This window comes from Cohnella sp. OV330 (assembly GCF_900112065.1).
GTDB lineage: Bacteria > Bacillota > Bacilli > Paenibacillales > Paenibacillaceae > Cohnella.
The window spans coordinates 199,289-217,899 of the sequence record NZ_FOKE01000012.1 but is presented as its reverse complement, the minus strand read 5'-3'; the positions used below and the strand labels follow the sequence as shown (position 1 = coordinate 217,899).

Genomic DNA, 18,611 nt, shown 5'->3' with positions numbered 1-18,611 from the left:
ACAGCCCGGCCGGACGGCCGGGCTTTTTGCTATGCGCGCCTCATTCTTCACCTCCCCTTCATGCGGAATTCATACCATCTTCATGCATATCCTGCCAGTCCAGGGATAGAGTAAGAATAGCGATTCATTCTTACTTATAGAGGTGACCATGGGATGGCGAACGAGACGAATCAGAACGGCGGACAACAACAAGGCGCGGAAACGGATATGACGCTGACCAATCGCCAAGGACATCCGATCACGGACAACCAGAACGTGCGAACGGTGGGCAGCAGAGGTCCGACGACGCTGGAAAACTATCATTTCCTCGAGAAAATCACGCACTTCGACCGCGAGCGCATTCCCGAGCGGGTCGTGCATGCGCGCGGCGCCGGGGCGCACGGCTACTTCGAAGCGTACGGAAAGGCGGGTGAAGAGCCCGTCTCGAAGTATACGCGCGCGAAGCTGTTCCAGGAGGCGGGCAAGCGGACGCCGGTATTCGTTCGTTTTTCGACCGTCGTGCACGGCGGCCACTCCCCGGAGACGCTGCGCGATCCGCGCGGATTCGCGGTCAAGTTCTATACGGAGGACGGCAACTGGGATCTCGTCGGCAACAACCTCAAGATCTTCTTCATCCGCGATCCGCTGAAATTTCCAGACATGGTGCACGCGTTCAAGCCGGATCCGGTGACGAACGTCAACAATATGGAGCGCATGTTCGACTTTCTCTCGCTTACGCCTGAAGCTACGCATATGGTCACGTTCCTTTTTTCACCCTGGGGAATTCCGGCGAACTATCGGCAGATGCAGGGCTCGGGCGTCAACACGTATAAATGGGTTAACAAGGACGGCGTCGGCGTGCTCGTCAAGTACCACTTCGAGCCGCTCAAGCTGCCGATCCGCAACCTGACGCAGGCCGATGCCGACAAGATCATCAGCAAGAACTACAGCCATGCGACGCAGGACCTTTACGAGGCGATCGAAAAAGGGGAGTATCCGGAGTGGGAGCTGCGGGTGCAGATTTTAAGCGACGACGAGCATCCCGAGCTCGACTTCGACCCGCTCGACCCGACCAAGCTGTGGCCGGAAGACGTGGCGCCGATGCTGCCCGTCGGCAAGATGGTTCTCGACCGCAATCCGGCTAATTACTTTGCGGAAGTGGAACAGGCCGCGTTCGGTACCGGTGTACTGGTGGACGGTCTCGACTTTTCGGACGACAAGCTGCTGCAGGGACGGACGTTCTCCTATTCGGACACGCAGCGCCATCGCGTCGGCACGAACTATCTGCAGCTGCCGATCAATGCGCCCAAGACGCATGTCGCGACGAACCAGCGGGACGGTCAGATGGCGTACAACGTCGACTCGGCGCCTGGCCAAAGCCCGCACGTCAACTACGAGCCTTCCTCGCTCGGCGGGCTGAAGGAAGCGCCCAAGCCGGGCAAGGATCACGAGCCGGCGTACAATGCGAAGCTCGTGCGGCAGAAAATCGACCGGCCGAACGACTTCAAGCAGGCGGGAGAGACGTACCGCGCGTTCGAGGACTGGGAGCGCGACGAGCTGATCGCGAACCTGGTCGCGAACCTCAGCATCTGCAAAGCGGACATTCGCGAGCGGATGATCGGCTATTTTACGCAGGCCGATCCGGACTACGGCCGCCGCGTTCGCGAGGGGCTGGAGGCGAACGGGCTGCAGCACGGCAATCCGGCCACGGGAGCGGCCGCTTCGGACGCCGGCGTCGAAGAAGCGAAGAAGCTGGGCGGAGAGACGGACGGGTATTGAACCGTAACGATGGATATTGACGGTACCGTTGCGCAGGACGACTAGCGCGGCAGCAGAAGGCCCAGCATCCGGCATGACCGGCGGCCGGGCTTTCTGTTCCTTTAAAGCTATGGTTGCTACGTTCCTGGGGCTTGTGCTATTATGAAACTAACGTTTTATGCCTATTGAACCGTTTCTCAGTGTTCCGGCATCACGGGGGGTGGAAGCAGTGGAAATCGCTTTGAAAATCGTACTGGTCATTTTCTCGCTCGGTCTGATCGGCACCGTATTGTTGCAGCGCGGCAAGAGCGCAGGCCTGTCGGGCGCCATCTCCGGCGGTGCGGAGCACTTGTTCGGCAAGCAAAAGGCACGGGGATTGGATCTGTTCCTTCAACGCCTCACGATCGTTCTGGCAGTCGGATTTTTCGTTCTGTCCTTGGTCGTTGCTTACGTCGTGAGTGTGTAATTGCAACGTCGATCAAGCGGGAAGCACGGGCTTCCCGCTTTTTTTGTATCGCGAATCGGCCTGGTGCGATTTACCAAGCGTCTGCTTCCCCGTCCGACCGCGTCCCGGTACCGTAGCGATATTTGGTTCGGGACATCTTGCTGCGCTCCGATTGGCTCACCGCTAAATCGTGTATACTATTGGAAGATGAGGTGATGCCAGTGCCATCGTGGAGCGAGCAGGAGCTGCTCGAGATGATGAAGAATCCAGACTACAAGCCGCTCACGTACAAGGAGCTCGAAGAACACTTCGAGATTACGGACGCCGCCGACTTCAAGGCATTTCTGCGTCTGTTGACGGAGATGGAGGAAGCGGGGAAAATCATGCGTTCCCGCGCGCAGCGCTACGGCCTGCCCGAGCAAATGAATCTGCTGCGGGGCCGGCTGCAGGTGCACGCGAAGGGCTTCGCCTTCCTGCTGCCCGAGCAGGAGGGACATCCGGATCTCTATATTAACGCGAACGATCTGAAGGGCGCGATGAACGGGGATATCGTACTCGCCCGTATCACGTCCAAAAACCACGACGGCAGCCGCATGGAAGGCGAAGTGGTGAAGATCGTCAGCCGGGCCGTCACGCAGGTCGTCGGCGTGTTCGAGCATCACGAGAGCTACGGGCTCGTCATTCCGGACGACAAGCGGATCAACAAGGAGATCTACGTCCGTCCGGCGAATTTCAAAGGTGCGGTAACCGGACAGAAGGTCGTAGCCGACATCGTGCACTATCCGGAGGGCAAGGCGGCCGCCGAAGGCGAGATCGTCGAGGTGCTCGGCCACAAGGACGATCCCGGGGTCGACATCCTCAGCATCATCCGCAAGCACGGTCTGCCGGAGAAGTTCCCGGACGAGGTGAACGCCGAAGCGGAAGCCGCGCCGGACGCCATCTCCGAGGAAGAGATCGTCGCCCAAGGCCGGCGCGACCTGCGGGGCAAGACGATCGTGACGATCGACGGCGAAGACGCCAAGGATCTGGACGACGCGGTAAACGTGGAGCGATTGCCGAACGGCAACTATCTGCTCGGCGTACATATCGCGGACGTCAGCTACTACGTGAAGGACAAGTCCCGGCTGGACGAGGAAGCGTACAACCGCGGTTGCAGCGTGTACCTCGTCGACCGCGTCATTCCGATGCTGCCGCACCGGCTGTCGAACGGCATCTGCTCGCTGAATCCGAAGGTGGACCGCCTGACGATGTCCTGCGAGATGGAGTTCGAAGCCGGCACGATGAAGCGGGTCCGCCACGACGTTTTCACCAGCGTTATCAAGACGACGGAGCGCATGACCTACACGAACGTCCGCAAGATCCTCGTCGACGAGGATCCGGAGCAGATGGAGCGGTACGCGCCGCTCGTCGAGACGTTCCGCACGATGCGCGAGCTGGCGCTGGCGCTGCGCGACAGCCGGATGCGCCGCGGCGCGATCGACTTCGACTTCGAGGAGTCCAAGGTCATCGTGGACGAGGAAGGCAAGCCGGTCGACATCGTGAAGCGCGAGCGCTCGATCGCCGAGCAGATCATCGAGGAGTTCATGCTGGCGGCGAACGAGACGGTGGCGGAGCATTTCCACTGGCTGAAGGTGCCGTTCCTGTACCGGATTCATGAGGATCCGGACAGCGAGAAGCTGCTGACGTTCGTTCAGTTCGCTTCGAACCTCGGCTATACGGTGCGCGGCAAGGGCAATTCCGTGCATCCGCGCGCGCTGCAGGATCTGCTGGAGCAGATTCGCGGTACGAAGGAAGAGAACGTCATCAGCACGATGATGCTGCGTTCGATGAAGCAAGCCAAATACGATTCGCAGAGCCTCGGACACTTCGGGCTCGCGGCCGAATTTTACACGCACTTCACGTCCCCGATCCGGCGTTACCCGGACCTGGTCATTCATCGTGTCATGCGCGAGGTGCTGGAGAACGGCGGAGCGCTGCCGGAGGAACGTCTCGAGCAATGGGCGGTACGCATGCCGGACATCGCGCAGCAGTCGTCCGAGAGAGAGCGCGTGGCCGTCGACGCGGAGCGCGACACGAGCAAGCTGAAGAAGGCCGAATTCATGCTGGACAAGATCGGCGAGGAATACGACGGCATCATCAGCGGCGTGACCGGCTTCGGGATGTTCATCGTGCTCGACAATACGGTGGAGGGTCTGGTCCGTCTCGGCGAGATGAGCGACGACTACTACCACTTCGACGAGCGCCAGATGGCGCTGCTCGGCGAGCGCACGAGCAAGGTGTACCGATTGGGAGACGAAGTGCGGATCAGAGTGGGACGGGTGAACATGGACGATTATAACATCGACTTCGAAGTGGTCGGCATGAAGCCGCGCAGCGAGAGCAGAGGCGGCGGAGCGGGCCAGCGAAGCAATGGGGGACAAGGCGGCGCCGGCGGGTTCGCGGGCGCGCGCAAGGGCAAGAAGCGCCGCGGCGGCGGGGAATCGCCGGCGGCGGAAGGCAGTCGCGGCGGAGCAGGGCGCGGCGAAGGCGGCGGACGTCGCGGCGGCGCGCGCGGGGATAGCGGCGCCGGGCACGCGGCGCCGCCGTTCGTGGCCGCCGGCGCGAAGCCGGGCGGCGGCAAGCGCGGTCGCGGCGGACGCGTGGACGTCGCCAGCGACGAGCGCGACGAGTCGCCGATGCTGAGCGAGCTCGGCGAGTTCGAGCAGTCGGCGGTGCAGCTGCCGCAGCCGCATCGGCGCGGGGCAGGGCTGGCGAGCGAAGAGATGATCGGCTTGGGCAGCGATGCAGGGGTTCCGCCGCTGCACGAGCGCGACCGCGAGCCAGTCGACGTGAATCGCGATTCGCCGGACTACGTGCCGGCGCCGACGCAGAAGAGCAAGCGCGGTCCGAAGCTCGACATGTGGGGCCTCCCGTTCACAACGCGCAAGTACGCGAACGATGACGACGAGGAGCGCTTTTACGGCGAGAAGAGCCAGCTGCGCCGCGAGCGCAGCGCGCTCGGCCACGGCCGCAGCGGCGGCAACCGCTCCGGCGGCAGGCCGGGTCCAGGCGGCGGCGGTCCAGGCGGCCGAGGCGGCCGCTTCGGCGGCAAGCCGGGGCCAGGGGGGCGTCCGCAGCAGGGCACCGCGCAGGGCAAGGGCGGCGCGCAGCAGGGCGATGCCGGGCGCAGCGCGCGCGCCAAAGCCGCCGCGCAGACGGCGGCGGCATCCGCCTCCGGCGCCAAGAGCGCGCCTGAGGGCGCGCGTCCGGAAGGCGCCGCCAAGCCGCGCCGCCGGCGCAAGCCGAAGGCCCCTGGCGCCAAGCCGACGCCATCGCCAGATCAGCAATAAGGAGAGACCCGCCGCAGCCGCGGCGGGCTTTTTTTGTGCGCCGGAGCGCCTTCGCCTTCTCATGTATGCACGTAAATCCACACTTTACAGCCCAAGCCCCGCGCTTCGTCCCAAGTATGTACGTCGATCAACACATTACAGCATAAGCCCCGTGCGTCGTCCCAAGTATAAACGTCGATCAACACATTACAGCCTAGGTCCCGCGCTTCGTCCAAAGTATGAACGTAGATCAACACTTTCCCGGATATGCTCCGTTCCCCGCCCCAAGTGTGCCTGTCGATCAACAAAACCGTCGCCCAAATCCAAGCCTTTACCGGACAAATCCCATTAGACAATCCAGGGGCAATCCGCTAGGATAGATCATGGTAAACATGGACGCGAAGCAGCGTCGACGGGAGGAACGGAGTGATGGCAGTGCAGGACAAGCTGTATCATGTGCTAGGAGCCAAGCAGTTCTCGCGGAGCGAGCTTGAAGAGTTGTTCGCGGCATCGCGGATGATGGAGGACGTCGTACGCGCGGGAGGCGACCGGCGTCATGCGGGACGCATTATGACGACGCTGTTTTTCGAGGCGAGCACGCGGACGCGGCTGTCGTTCGAGTCGGCGATGAACCGTCTTGGCGGCAGCGTCATCGGAACGGAGAATGCGGCGCAATTCTCGTCTGCCATCAAGGGCGAGACGCTCGAGGATACGATCCGGATCATCACGGGGTACAGCGACCTCATCGTCATGCGTCATACGGAGATCGGAGCGGCGAAGCGCGCGGCGGCTGTGTCGGGCGTACCGGTCCTTAATGCGGGAGACGGCGCGGGCGAGCACCCGACGCAGGCACTCCTGGACGCTTACACGATCCAGAAGGAATGCGGCAGCCTCGACGGCCTGAGCATAGCAATGGTCGGGGACCTGGCGTACGGGCGGACGGTACACTCGCTGAGCTACATTCTCGCCAATTTCAAAGACGTCAAGATCTACTACATCTCTCCTGAAAACGTGCCGATTCCGCCATCGGTCAAGCACTACATGGACGACAAGGGCGTGCGCTATGAGGAAACGACGGACTTGAACGCTGTGGCCGGATCGGTCGACGTGCTGTACCAGACGCGGATCCAGAAGGAGCGCTTCCCTTCTCCGGAAGAGTACGACAAGGCAGCCGGCCAATATATCGTCGACGCCGAGCTGATGAACCGTATGCGCCGGGACGCGATCGTACTCCATCCGCTGCCCCGAGCCGGCGAGATCGCCGAAGAAGTGGATGCGGACCCGCGTGCCGCGTATTTCCGCCAGGCGCAGAACGGCCTCTACATTCGCATGGCGCTCATCGACAGGGCGCTGCAAGCTGAATAACGGTGGATCGACGTCGGAGACAATCTCCGGCGTCGATTTTTTTGCGCATCGGACATTGGGTACGCTATTTTCGCATTTCAGCGGATTATTTTGTAAGCTGTTGGACACAGGAGCCGCTATTTGCGCTTATGTCGTCCTCTGAGCCCCTTTCGAACAGGAATAGCGTATCTCCAGTCCGCAATAGTGCCGAACAGAGCGCTTTTGAAGGAAATAACAACTCCTGTGTCCGCAAGGTAACGTTACCGAACCGTAGTTATCGTTTCGCGCGATTGGGTACTTTATGAAGGGTCATATGCTGCGGCGTGCCGCTCCGTTCTCCGGCGACATAGTTGTGAGCGGCTGGAAGCGCATGCTATAATGAGAGTCCGATCAAAATGGAATCCGTGAGGTGAAGCAGCATGGTGAAGAGCAAGGACCAGTTCGACAAGCCGCTCGCGCAGAACAGGAAGGCTTCGCATGACTACTTCATCGAGGATACGTTTGAAGCGGGCATGGTGTTGACCGGCACCGAGATCAAGTCGCTCCGGGGCGGCAGAGCCAATATGGGCGATGCGTTCGCGACCATTCGGAACGGCGAGATTTTCCTGCACAACATGCATATCAGTCCGTTCGAGCAGGGCAACCGGCACAATCCGACCGATCCGACGCGCACGCGCAAGCTGCTCATGCATAAGGCGCAGATTCGCAAGCTGATCGGCGCTTCCAAGCAAGAGGGTTACACGATCGTGCCGCTGAAGGTGTACACGCGCAACGGCTACGCCAAGTGCCTCCTCGGTCTCGGCCGAGGCAAGAAGAACTACGACAAGCGCGAATCCGCCGCTAAGAAGGACGCGGAGCGCGATATCCAGCGGGCGCTGCGTGAAAAGCAAAAGGTCGCCAAGTAAGACGGCGCAGCGCGCACTGACGGCGAGGAAATCTGCGTGCCGTACAGCTGTTTTCCGTTAATCGGCCGCATCAGGCAGTCATCGCCATCCATCCCAGTAATGCCGTGCGGTATTTGGCGGCGGGGTGTGCTATACTATAGAAGTTCCACCGATTCGATTCGTTTTATGCACCGTGTTCGTACTCGCCGATCTTCGCTGTTACGGGAAGATAGGCACCTGAAGATCCGTTCGCTTGGCCGACTGCTATCTGGTCCGCCGCGAAGGCTTCGCTTCTCATTTAGGGGCCGTTTATGGATTCGACGGGGGTAGTTCGGACATGAGTAGCGGGTAGTAGGGCTGCGGCTGCTTCACCAACGCGGAAGCCAATTAACTGGCAAACAACAACCAACCTACGCTGTAGCAGCCTAAGAAACTGCTCTCGTGCTCCTACCTTCCATCGCCCATGTGGCGGGATAGGGGCTCAACTTTAGTGGGATACGCTGTCTAGTCTCCGCCTGGGGCTAGCTGAAGAAGACAATCAGGCTGACCCGAAGGGAATCCGGTGACAGGGAGTCTCTAGGGTGACATCAAATCTGTCACTACACCCGTAGAAGCTTATGTTGCGTTATCTTCGGACAGGGGTTCGACTCCCCTCGGCTCCACCATAAAGACTCTGACCGCATGAGGTCAGAGTTTTTTTGTTATGGTGAAAGCCGAGGGGGCAGTCGCTGCCCCCTAGTTCGAAGAGGACATTGGGGTTCGACCGCGCGCAGGGAGCGAAGCGAACGAGCACGGCATCTGATTCCACCGCTGCGCTCTACTTCGTCGAATAGGCTTCGTCAGCCATTTCAATCGTGAATCATATACTCCCCTCGGCTCCACCATCATTCAAAGCCAGCCGCATGAGGCTGGTTTTTTGCGTGATTTGAGAGCCAGCCGCGCTCCCAATTCGATGAATAGGCACATATACCTATCCTTTGTCGAACGACGTCGACCGATAAACTACTCAAGGACTTATTCATCATTTAGGAGTGGCGCTAACATGAAGATTTCTACCTGGTTAAAAGTGATGAGCGGCGTGTTTGTTTTTCTGACAGTCCTGAACGGAATTAGTGTCTACAGTCTTCAAAAGAGCGTGGCAAAGGAACGCAAGACGGTAAAAATGCAAGCGGAATTCAAGCAATTGGGTATCGATCTAGCCAACTCGTCGGACTATTTGACCAACGAGGCAAGAGCGTTCGTGCAGTTCGGCGATAAAGTTCACTACGACAATTACTGGAAGGAAGTCAACGAGACCAAGACGAGAGATCATGTCGTAGAACGGTTAACTGCATTGGGCGCGCCTAAGGAAGAGCTGGATCTGATATCGGAGTCCAAACAAAAGTCCGACGCGCTTGTCAAAATAGAAGATGCGGCGATGAAAGCTGCGGAGAACAAAGATTTTAACAAAGCCAGGGAACTCATGTTTGACAGTAATTACGAGGCAGCTAAAAAGAAGATTATGGAGCCGCAGCAGCAGTTTCTGCAAAAGATGAATACGAGAGCGGAGAATGAAGCAAACGCCGCTAAGCAAAAGGCAAGTCAGATGCTTATCGTAACGATTGTTTTGCTAATCATTACATTCGGTGCCTTATTCGCGATATTTATCATGATCTATGTGAAGTTAAGGCCGCTTAAGGCAGTCAATGAAAAAATCGCCGAAATCGCGCAAAGCGGAGGAGACCTTACCGGAAGGTTGGCTTACTCGGGCAAGGACGAGATCGGAGAAATCTCTAAATCCTTGAACGCGATGTTCGAAGCTCTGCAATCCATCATTAAAGATGTTCGTCATGCTTCCCGCAGCGTACTGGACTCGTCGAGCAAGTTGGTTGAAAACACGAAAGAAAACGAAAGCGCGACAGAGGAAATTACGAAGCAGGGAACTACGATTGAGCAAGGCGCGACGACATCCGTGCAAAGCACGCGCGATGCCTCGTCCGCTATCCACGAGATGGCTGCAGGCGTACAGCGTATTGCCGAATCCGCGGAGGATCTTTCTAATATCGCAAAGGGCACGGAGCAAGAGGTAGCAAGCGGCGTCAACTTCATTCAGCAGGTTAGCGAGCAGATGGCCCATATTAGCGATTCTGTTGGTTCTACAGTAGAGATCGTATCCAACTTGAAAGAACGCTCTTCTCATATCGAGAAAATCGTTGGCGCGATTACGGAAATTTCGAATCAAACGAATCTGCTCTCCTTAAATGCTTCGATTGAAGCGGCAAGAGCGGGCGAGCATGGGAAAGGCTTTGCTGTAGTAGCCGGAGAGATCCGGAAGTTGGCTGAGCATTCCTCGGCTTCGGCAGGGCAAATATTCGGATTGCTGCAGGACATTAGGAAGGATTCCCAAGAGACCGAACATGCGATGCAACAAGTAACGAGCGAAGTATTGGCGGGACAGAAGAAGATGTACGAAGCCATGGAATCGTTTGAAAATATTTTGAAATCCACGCAGGAAGTAGCCTGGAAAGTTCAAGAGGTATCTGCTGTCAGCGAGCAAATGGCGGCAGGGTCTGAGGAAATCGCAGCATCGGTGTCCGAAATGGCGAGTATATCGGAGGAATCGCTATCGGGCGTTAAAGCGGTGAACGATATGACTTCCAAGCAAAGCGCTTTAGTTCAGGAGGTTGCTTCGCTCACGGACTTGCTTAGCAAGGATTCTCGGAGCCTGGAAGCCCTCGTGATGAAGTTTAAGGTGTAAAAGGAATCGCAAAGGAGAGACACCGCGCTAGGTGTCTTTTTTTGTTTAATGGCGTATACCATGGGATTTATTCCGTTGTATAACAATAAGAGGAGAAGGTGATAACGGTTTGCGGTTAATTATGAGCATAACGGAAAGAGATGTCCTAAGCGGGTATTCACGCTCTTGGATATATTGACGAACATAAATTTAAAAATCAATTCATGCAACGATCCTATTGCTATATCGCCAAGGCGGTGAGTCAACAGGGGAACGTGGAGTTAACTGAAGAAGAAATTCAATTAGGTATGCAAATGAGGTGGGTGAACTTCGAAGAAGCTATCGCAAAATTCCAATTCCCGATCGACAATTGCAAGGATTACTCCACGAGGTTTATGCTTCTTAGGGATCTTACGATTTTGGAGCATGCTTCTCGATGGTTCAGTAAAGGAGAATTTATGCATGGGTGATTACGTTTGGACGATCTTTGTAGCGGGAGAAGTGGGGACCTTCCCAAATTTTTATCCGATCGGGCTTTATTCTTCACGCGAAGGTGCCATAGCAGAACTGGATGTATTGCCACGAGATATGAATTATCAGCTCTTGAGATTGCCCGTCAATCGGATGTTCCCGTATCATCACAAAAAAAGCGGCATGTTGGCTGGCGTGGATGGCATTCACCACGAGCACTTTCATTTCAAGGATGAAGATACAAGAAACCTTACGTAATCGGATGGAGGCGCCTGATCATGCGCATCAGACGGGCTTATGTAGAAGATATCGAAGCGCTCATTCTCATGCGCTGGGAATTCACGCTGGAGCATCAGCCTGATACGAGCGACGACTTCGAGCTTTTTGCCGCCGAGTGCAGAACGTTTTTGGAAGAAGCGATTCGCGGCGAACGGTGGCACATCTGGATGGCGGAAGTTGAAGGCGTCATCGCATCGCATATCTACATCCAATTGATCAATAAGGTGCCGCGGCCAGGGCGCGTTACATATCCGTTTGCCTACATGACCAATGTCTATACGGATCCGGCTTACAGATCGCAGGGAATCGGGAGCCAATTGCTCGAGGCGATTCGGGCGTGGGCGACGGAGAACAAGTTTGAATTCATTATCGTATGGCCGAGCGAAGAGAGCAGGAAGTTCTATGGTCGCAACGGCTACACGCTGAACAATGATACGATGGAGCTCCATTTATAAGTAAAGCAAGCCCGACGTATGAATTCTCCCTCTTTAACATACCGTGCAAGTAAACGGTAAATTACAAGAGGGCGAAAGGCAGGGGCGGTCATGGCCGGAAACGATGCGGAAAAAGTATGGCGGCAGATGACACAGGATCATTCAGGAAACTGGGGAATGGACATCGATCACTGGGATTGGGTGCCGGGCGTTGGCGTGATTGCGCTGCTGGAATACTACGAGGCAACGCGCGAGGAGCGGGTGCTCTCGTATTTACAGGATTGGGTGAAACGGAATGAGTCGAAGGCCAAGGGGAAAGCGGTGATTAACGCCATCGCGCCGTTTGCGATCTTCCCTGCGCTTTATCAGCTGACGGGGGACGCTAAGTTTAAGGATGAAGCGGTACGCGTAGCCGAATGGCTGCTGAATGAGGCGCCGCGTACGCGCGAGGAAGCCCTTGAACATACGGTGACCGAAAACGTGGCGTTCTCCGAGCAGGTATGGGCGGATACGATCTTCATGGCGGTGCTGTTCCTGGCGCGAACGGCCTCGCTCCTCGGAAGCAGGGCGTACGCCGAGGAGGCGCTGAAGCAGGTGCTGATTCATCTGCGCTTGCTGCAGGATCCGCTGACGGGCGTGCTGTTCCACGGCTGGAACTGTGCCTCGGGCGATCATATGTCGGGCGCCCGCTGGACGCGGGCGAATGCCTGGATTGCCGCAGGCGTCCCGATGATCGTAGCGGAAATTGACGGGCTGGTCGACATTCCGCAGGAGTTGAAGGAGCGATACGGGCGTTTGATGAGCGGGCTTCTCGCTTATCAGCAGGAGGATGGACTATGGAGCACGGTGATGGACCGGCCTGATTTTTACAGAGAAGTGTCGGGCAGCGCGGGGATTGCTTATGGCCTTTTGAAGGCGGTCGAGATGAAGCTGATCGCCGATGAAGAGGTGTACGCGGGTGGAGCGAAACGTGCTTATCGCGCGATTGTTCCTTATATAACGGCAGAGGGCTTGGTCACGGGCGTATCCGGCGGCACGCCGGTGATGCCGACGATCGAGGCGTACCAGAAGGACGTGTCTACGTATCCGACTCTGTACGGGCAAGGGCTGGTGCTGATGCTGCTCGCCAAAATATCGCAAAGGAGCGAGTAGATGATGCGTAATGCCGAGCTCCTCGCCTCGATCCAAGCAAAGGATAAAGCTTATGATGCCGAATTCAAACTGGTTCGGGTTCGCATGACGAAGACGTATCACACGGCGTTAAAGCCGGATCTGCATCCTTTCGCATATGAGCTGTACGTCTCGACCTGCTACGCGTACGATCTGTTGCAGTATGGCGGCGAGGAAAACGTGAAGCGGGCGGCGGACATTCTCGAGGTCGTCATTGCGCGGCAGGATCAGGATTCGAGTCGTTCGACGTACGGGATCTGGCCGTATTTTGACGAGGAACCGCTGGACCAGATGGATCGCCCCGACTGGAACATGGCGGATTTTCACGGCAAGAAGCTCGTGCTCATTTTAAAAAATCATTCGGAACTGCTCCCTTCTTCGCTCATCGACAAGCTGCGCGGCGCCGTATACCACGCCTGCCAGGCGATCATCATCCGCAATGTCGGCCCGCATTACACGAACATTGCTATCATGGGGGCGCTCGTCACGCTGCTTGGCGGCGAGCTGCTGGGCCAGGAAGAGATTCGCAGCTATGGCGAGCGACGCCTCCGAACGTTCCGAGACTACACGATGGCGATCGGTACGTTCTCGGAGTACAACAGCCCTTGCTATACGCCGATCGCGATCGAAGAGCTGCACGGCATCTACGCGGAGTCGAGCACGGACGGGGCGGTTGCGGACGCGGAGAAGTTGCTGGATCTGGCTTGGCATATGATCGCGAAGCACTATCACCCTACGACGGGGACGTGGAGCGGTCCGCACAGCCGGACGTACAGCACGCAGCTGCGGCCGAACGAAAGTGCCTTTCTTCAAAATGCGCTGAAACAGGAAGTAGAGCCGGGGGATATTCGTTGTCCTGAGAAGTACCGCTATCTATTCACCTCGACGGAGGAACGCTACTTCACGGAGCCGACGCTTAAGGCGGACGAAACGGGCTACCAAAACTATGCGACGACGTATCAAAACGAACGGCTGTCGCTTGGCAGCTATACCTCGGGCATCATGTGGAACCAGCGCCGCAATCTGCTTGGCTACGTGGATAGCGGCGGCGGCCATGCCGTGTCGATCCAGTTGCAGTTTTTGAAGGACGGCAAGGACTTCTGCTCTGCGGTTTTCACGGGCGTGCAATCGCGCGGGCAAGCGCTGTTCGCCTTTAACCTGGCGACGGATAACGGCGGTTGGCATCAGGATCTGGATATCATTAACGGCAGGTGCAGAGCGGCGGATTTGCGCATCCGGCTTCTCCTCGGCGGCCATGCGGCGAACGCGGAGTTGCCGACGACACAGACGGGCAACCGGTTTGTGACCGTGATCGGGGAGACGGTGTTGCAGGTGGAGGCCATATTGGATCGCTCGGATTATGGCGAACTCCAGCTTCAGACAGAGCGTAGCGCAGAAGGCCTCAGTTTGGACTATGTCATCTCGACGGGCGAGGAGCGGGATTTCGATTTTCATGCGCTGGAGCGGGCAGTCTGGGTTTTTGCGCTCTCGCTAGGCGAGGATCGGCCGCCTCCGGCCGTCGACATCCAGGAGAACGAATCGTCGCTGACTGCGTCTATTCAGACGGACGACGGCTTGGCGTCCATCACCGTGCCGCAGAAGCCGCGGAAGACCCGCGAGCTCTATCAGGAGAACAAGGTTCAGTTGCCTTCGGCTTTGCTGGGGGAAATGGAGTAGAGAAATAGAGGTAATGAATAAGATTAGCCTTCAATGCTGCTTCGGCAGGCTGCCGGAGGATGCTGCAAGGATTTTAAAGGGATTTTCCGTAGACAGATAATGGAGCGGGTGTCTATCCGCTCACCTCGGCCGCCTACTCGCTTAACGCCGGCACTTTGTACGACTTCAAGGCGGTCGCGAACGGAAGCACGCTGGAGCTCTGGGTGAACGGGACCAAGCAGCTGACAACGACCGATACCCCCATTTCGTCCGGCCAGTTCGGCTTGTACGCGCACCGCGCTAACGCGAAGTTCGATAATGCGATGTAGTATTGAACGTTCCCTATTGACAGTTGTCTCGCTTCTGGAATAAAGTGTAAATCAACGGGCAGTACCGCGGATCGACTCCGTCCCTTGAGGATGGAGTTTTTGCGTTTTAAATTACATTTTTAAATCCGGTTAAAGGGGATGCGAGCTGCGATGGAGATGTACACGGATCGATTGAAGCTGCGATTGGTCGAGCCCAAGGATGCGGAGCCTATCGAGACGCTGATCAATGACAAGGAAATTGCGCAAACGACGCTGGGGATCCCGCATCCGTATCCGCCTGGCGGGGCGGCCGCATTTATTCGGCGCAGGCAAGAGGCGGCGAAGAAAGGGGACGGGTTTTCATTCGCCGTCCTCGACCGGCCGACTGAGACGTTTATGGGCATCGTGGGACTGCGAATCGATCCGTCGCATCATCATGCCGAACTGGCTTACTGGTTAGGAAGAGCCTATTGGAACCACGGCTATTGCTCGGAGGCGGCGAACCGGGTATTGCAGTTCGCATGGGAAGGCTTGAAGCTGCATCGCGTTTGGGCCGCGGCCATGACGCGGAATCCGGCTTCGTTTCGCGTGATGGAAAAGTTGGGAATGAAGCATGAAGGGGTTTTTAGGGGACATGTGTTAAAGGACGGCGCGTACGAGGATTTAACCTATTATGCTTTACTGCGTTCGGAGCTGTCGTAAGTAAGGTTAACCGCGTTAAAGGAGGTTTTCCGTTGGAAAAGACATTTAACGGCGCAAAATTAGAGGTCGTCCAAGGGGATATCACGCAATCCTCCATGGCGTGCATCGTGAATGCGGCCAACAGCAGCTTGCTGGGCGGCGGAGGCGTCGACGGGGCGGTTCACCGCGCGGGCGGGAGACGCATACTGGACGAGTGCGTACGCATCCGAAGCGAACGGGGCGGATGTCCTGTCGGAGAAGCCGTCATTACAACCGGGGGAAACCTAAAGGCCGATCATGTGATTCATACGGTGGGGCCGGTCTGGAACGGCGGCGAGCGGGGCGAAGCCGAGAAGCTGGGAAATTGCTACCGGAGCGCGCTTCGCCTAGCCGAGCAGCATGGAATCGCGAGCCTTTCTTTTCCGAATATCAGCACGGGCATCTATGGATATCCGAAGGGCCAAGCCGCCGATGTAGCGATCGAGGCGGTTACCGAGGTCCTTGCGCGCAAGCATGCGTTCGAGCGGATTCAGTTCGTATGCTTCGACCGCGAGAACTATGACTTGTACGTGAAACGGATCGGCGCACTGTGATTCGCCTACAATTACCCCCAAGTCATCAACGTTATCAACAGGATATAAACAACATGTGCACAGAGTTGTGCACATGTTCCCTTTTCATCGATTCGCTGGAACTTGATATTTAACGCACGGAGGAACTTGTATACAGAAGTTTCAACCGTCAAGCCATGTCTTTAACAGGAAGCGGTTTTCCGTCTTCTCTTTGCCCAATCGAACCACAAAAGGTTTATCCCCAAGTTGTCCACGGGTTGTGCACAAACTTATGCACATGTGGACGCAATTAACACGCATCATTGTCTCTCCGCTATGTACGCCTTACCCCATTCTCCGATTGACGAATTCGGATCCCCCATTCCTCGCCTTCGGGTCCGATGATACAATGAATCCTAGCGACTGAACAGAGGGGAAGGCGAGATAAATGGCGTCAAAAAATACGATTTTATTCATCGGTGATTCGATTACGGACGGCGCTCGCGGCCGGACGAGCGATCCCAATCATATTTTGGGGCACGGTTTCGTATTTCAGATCGCGGGTCGCTTGGGCTTGGAGCTGATGCCCCGCATGTGGTGAACCGCGGCATCAGCGGGGATCGGGCATCGGATCTGTATGCCAGGTGGAACGAAGACGCGATCAGCGTGCAGCCGGATCTTATCAGCATCCTGGTCGGCGTCAACGACGCCTATCATCTGATCCAGGGCGACGCGCGCGGCGCATCGGACCGATATAGACTTGCGTATACGCATCTCCTCGAAGAGACGCGGACGGTGCTTCCGAATGCGAAGATCGTTTTGTGCGAGCCTTTTATCCTGCGGACCGGCTCCCTCGACGAGAAGTGGACGGCCTGGGAAACGAAAATGACAGCTTATCGGCAGATCGTGCAAGAGCTGGCCGACAGCTACTCGGCGACGTTCGTACCGCTTCAGCACCTATTCGACGAAGCTTGTGAGCGGGCGCCCCGGGAGCACTGGCTCTGGGACGGCATCCACCCGACCGCCGCCGGCCACGAGATGATCGCGCGACAATGGCTTGAAGTCGTGTCCTTGCCGGACTTGCGAGGATAAAAATTTCCCATCCGCGCAACCTAATCGGATGCCGAGGCAAACTTGCCCATGGGGCGCGCCGACGCATGGACTTCGGAGACGCGGAGGGATATCGGTGGAAAACTTATATACGGCAACCGTGACGGTCACGGGCGGACGCGAAGGCAAGCTGTCTTCGAGCGACGGCGTGCTTCAACTGGAGCTCCGCATGCCGAAGGAGCTAGGCGGAACGGGCGGCGCGGCGACGAATCCGGAGCAATTGTTCGCGGCTGGTTATGCGGCTTGCTTCGAGAGCGCGCTGAACCTGGTATGCCGAAGGCGAGACGTCAAGTACGAAGGCACCGAAGTGACGGGCAGCGTCACGATCGGCAAGGACGCGGACGGCGGATTCGCCCTGGCGGTGGCGCTGGACGTGAAGCTAATGGGCGTCGATCGGACGCTTGCCGAACAACTGACCGCCGAGGCGCATCAGGTGTGTCCGTATTCCAAGGCGACGAGGGGCAATATCGAGGTTGCGATCAACGTCGTATAACGGCGCGGGTGACTACAAAAGCCAAATAAGACACCGCGACCTTTTGCGAAAAGGCGGCCGGTGTCTTATTCTTTTTAAATAAGGTTATTAACGATCCGTATTCTGAGTGCCGCTGGCGGATTGGCCTTGCTCGAAAGCTTCTGCCGCTTCCTCCGCGGAGAACTCGGTATCGTCTTGACCGGGCACGGGCAGCTGGTTCAGCTTGGTCGTCTGAACCTCCGCCTTGGACGGTTCGTTCTGGTTATTGGTCATGGGGCACCTCCTTGGACGATTTTTACAACCATTCCAGCATGCCACTTTTTGGACGAGAATATGTGCACAACAGTCGAGGGGGCGGGATTCATGCACGGGAAACAAACGATTACGCTCGGCATGGGCTGCTTCTGGTCGCCGGAAGCGCTGTTTGGCTCGTTGCGGGGCGTCGAGGAGACGCGCGTGGGATATGCGGGCGGCACGACCGAGCAGCCGACTTACCGCGAGATGGGGGATCACGCCGAGACGGTCGAGATCGGCTTCGACGCCGAGCTGATCTCTGTCGACCGACTGCTGGAGACGTTCTGGAATAACCATAACCCCGTTAATATTAACGGGTATAAAGGAAGACAGTATCAGTCTCTGCTGCTATACCGCGACGAGGCTCAGGCGGAGGCGTTTAACCGGGTTAAGCAGCGGATGGGGTCGGCTATGGGACATACGCTGGAGACGGAGATCGCGCCCTTCGCGGCGTTTTATCCGGCCGAATCCCGGCACCAGAAGTATTATCTGAAAAGATACCCGGACGCGATGGACAAGCTGAGCGGGCTGTACGGTTCGGAAGAAGCGCTTATGCGTTCGACGATCGCGGCAAGGCTCAACGGCATCGCTAAGGGCTTCACGAATCTGGCGCCCGTCCTTCTGGAGATTGAAGCATGGCCGATCGAACCGGGCGAGCGGAACGCCTTGATTGAACGGGTCCGGCAGATTCGATGGTAGATGGTAAAGCACGGGTAATTATCGTATCATGAAGAACCGACAATCGCGGATA

Annotated in this window: 16 protein-coding genes, 1 other RNA gene and 1 pseudogene; 17 read left to right on the top strand and 1 reads right to left on the bottom strand. The window is 57.3% G+C overall.

Annotation, left to right across the window (positions count from 1 at the left end; all coding sequences use genetic code 11):
- Window positions 1–198: 198 nt before the first annotated feature.
- The 16 genes and pseudogenes from BM235_RS25480 to BM235_RS25410 all read left to right on the top strand — a co-directional run.
- A pseudogene (locus BM235_RS25480) lies at window positions 199–1,758 on the top strand (catalase); the annotation flags it as partial.
- A 208-nt stretch (window positions 1,759–1,966) separates the two neighbouring features.
- A complete protein-coding gene (gene secG / locus BM235_RS25475) occupies window positions 1,967–2,203 on the top strand; it encodes a preprotein translocase subunit SecG (protein WP_090117057.1) in 237 nt (78 codons plus the stop codon).
- 194 nt (window positions 2,204–2,397) lie between these two features.
- Complete coding sequence (gene rnr / locus BM235_RS25470) at window positions 2,398–5,511, top strand: ribonuclease R (protein WP_090117056.1); 3,114 nt, start codon at window positions 2,398–2,400, stop codon at window positions 5,509–5,511.
- A 408-nt stretch (window positions 5,512–5,919) separates the two neighbouring features.
- The gene (pyrB, locus tag BM235_RS25465; protein ID WP_177244287.1) at window positions 5,920–6,855 is read left to right on the top strand and encodes an aspartate carbamoyltransferase; all 936 of its coding nucleotides are present in this window, start codon (window positions 5,920–5,922) and stop codon (window positions 6,853–6,855) included.
- Between the two features lie 398 nt (window positions 6,856–7,253).
- Window positions 7,254–7,739, top strand: a complete 486-nt coding sequence (gene smpB / locus BM235_RS25460) for an SsrA-binding protein SmpB (protein WP_090117055.1) — start codon at window positions 7,254–7,256, stop codon at window positions 7,737–7,739.
- 280 nt (window positions 7,740–8,019) lie between these two features.
- Window positions 8,020–8,383, top strand: a transfer-messenger RNA (tmRNA) gene (ssrA, locus tag BM235_RS25455).
- Window positions 8,384–8,760: 377 nt separating this feature from the next.
- Window positions 8,761–10,455: a methyl-accepting chemotaxis protein gene (locus BM235_RS25450; RefSeq protein WP_158544083.1), complete on the top strand. Its 1,695-nt coding sequence runs from the start codon at window positions 8,761–8,763 to the stop codon at window positions 10,453–10,455.
- 441 nt (window positions 10,456–10,896) lie between these two features.
- Window positions 10,897–11,163, top strand: coding sequence for a hypothetical protein (locus tag BM235_RS25445; RefSeq protein WP_090117053.1), 267 nt, complete (start codon window positions 10,897–10,899; stop codon window positions 11,161–11,163).
- A gap of 20 nt (window positions 11,164–11,183) precedes the next feature.
- Complete coding sequence (locus BM235_RS25440) at window positions 11,184–11,639, top strand: GNAT family N-acetyltransferase (protein ID WP_090117052.1); 456 nt, start codon at window positions 11,184–11,186, stop codon at window positions 11,637–11,639.
- 90 nt (window positions 11,640–11,729) lie between these two features.
- Window positions 11,730–12,770, top strand: coding sequence for a glycoside hydrolase family 88/105 protein (locus BM235_RS25435; RefSeq protein ID WP_090117051.1), 1,041 nt, complete (start codon window positions 11,730–11,732; stop codon window positions 12,768–12,770).
- Window positions 12,771–14,465, top strand: a complete 1,695-nt coding sequence (locus BM235_RS25430) for a hypothetical protein (protein WP_090117050.1) — start codon at window positions 12,771–12,773, stop codon at window positions 14,463–14,465.
- 155 nt (window positions 14,466–14,620) lie between these two features.
- Window positions 14,621–14,773 carry a LamG domain-containing protein gene (locus BM235_RS32185; protein WP_158544085.1) on the top strand — a complete coding sequence of 51 codons (153 nt, stop codon included), beginning with the start codon at window positions 14,621–14,623 and terminating at the stop codon, window positions 14,771–14,773.
- A gap of 150 nt (window positions 14,774–14,923) precedes the next feature.
- Window positions 14,924–15,454 carry a GNAT family N-acetyltransferase gene (locus BM235_RS25425; RefSeq protein WP_090117049.1) on the top strand — a complete coding sequence of 177 codons (531 nt, stop codon included), beginning with the start codon at window positions 14,924–14,926 and terminating at the stop codon, window positions 15,452–15,454.
- A 32-nt stretch (window positions 15,455–15,486) separates the two neighbouring features.
- Window positions 15,487–16,026 carry an O-acetyl-ADP-ribose deacetylase gene (locus tag BM235_RS25420; RefSeq protein ID WP_199408964.1) on the top strand — a complete coding sequence of 180 codons (540 nt, stop codon included), beginning with the start codon at window positions 15,487–15,489 and terminating at the stop codon, window positions 16,024–16,026.
- Window positions 16,027–16,533: 507 nt separating this feature from the next.
- Window positions 16,534–17,076 carry an SGNH/GDSL hydrolase family protein gene (locus BM235_RS25415; protein ID WP_255374602.1) on the top strand — a complete coding sequence of 181 codons (543 nt, stop codon included), beginning with the start codon at window positions 16,534–16,536 and terminating at the stop codon, window positions 17,074–17,076.
- Between the two features lie 94 nt (window positions 17,077–17,170).
- Window positions 17,171–17,587 (top strand): organic hydroperoxide resistance protein, encoded by a 417-nt coding sequence (locus tag BM235_RS25410; RefSeq protein ID WP_090117048.1) that lies wholly within the window; start codon window positions 17,171–17,173, stop codon window positions 17,585–17,587.
- A gap of 87 nt (window positions 17,588–17,674) precedes the next feature.
- Here the strand turns inward: BM235_RS25410 and BM235_RS32180 are convergent, their stop codons facing one another.
- Complete coding sequence (locus BM235_RS32180) at window positions 17,675–17,839, bottom strand: hypothetical protein (protein ID WP_177244286.1); 165 nt, start codon at window positions 17,837–17,839, stop codon at window positions 17,675–17,677.
- A gap of 90 nt (window positions 17,840–17,929) precedes the next feature.
- Between BM235_RS32180 and msrA the strand changes: the two genes are divergently transcribed.
- Window positions 17,930–18,559 (top strand): peptide-methionine (S)-S-oxide reductase MsrA, encoded by a 630-nt coding sequence (msrA, locus tag BM235_RS25405; protein ID WP_177244285.1) that lies wholly within the window; start codon window positions 17,930–17,932, stop codon window positions 18,557–18,559.
- Window positions 18,560–18,611 lie beyond the last annotated feature (52 nt).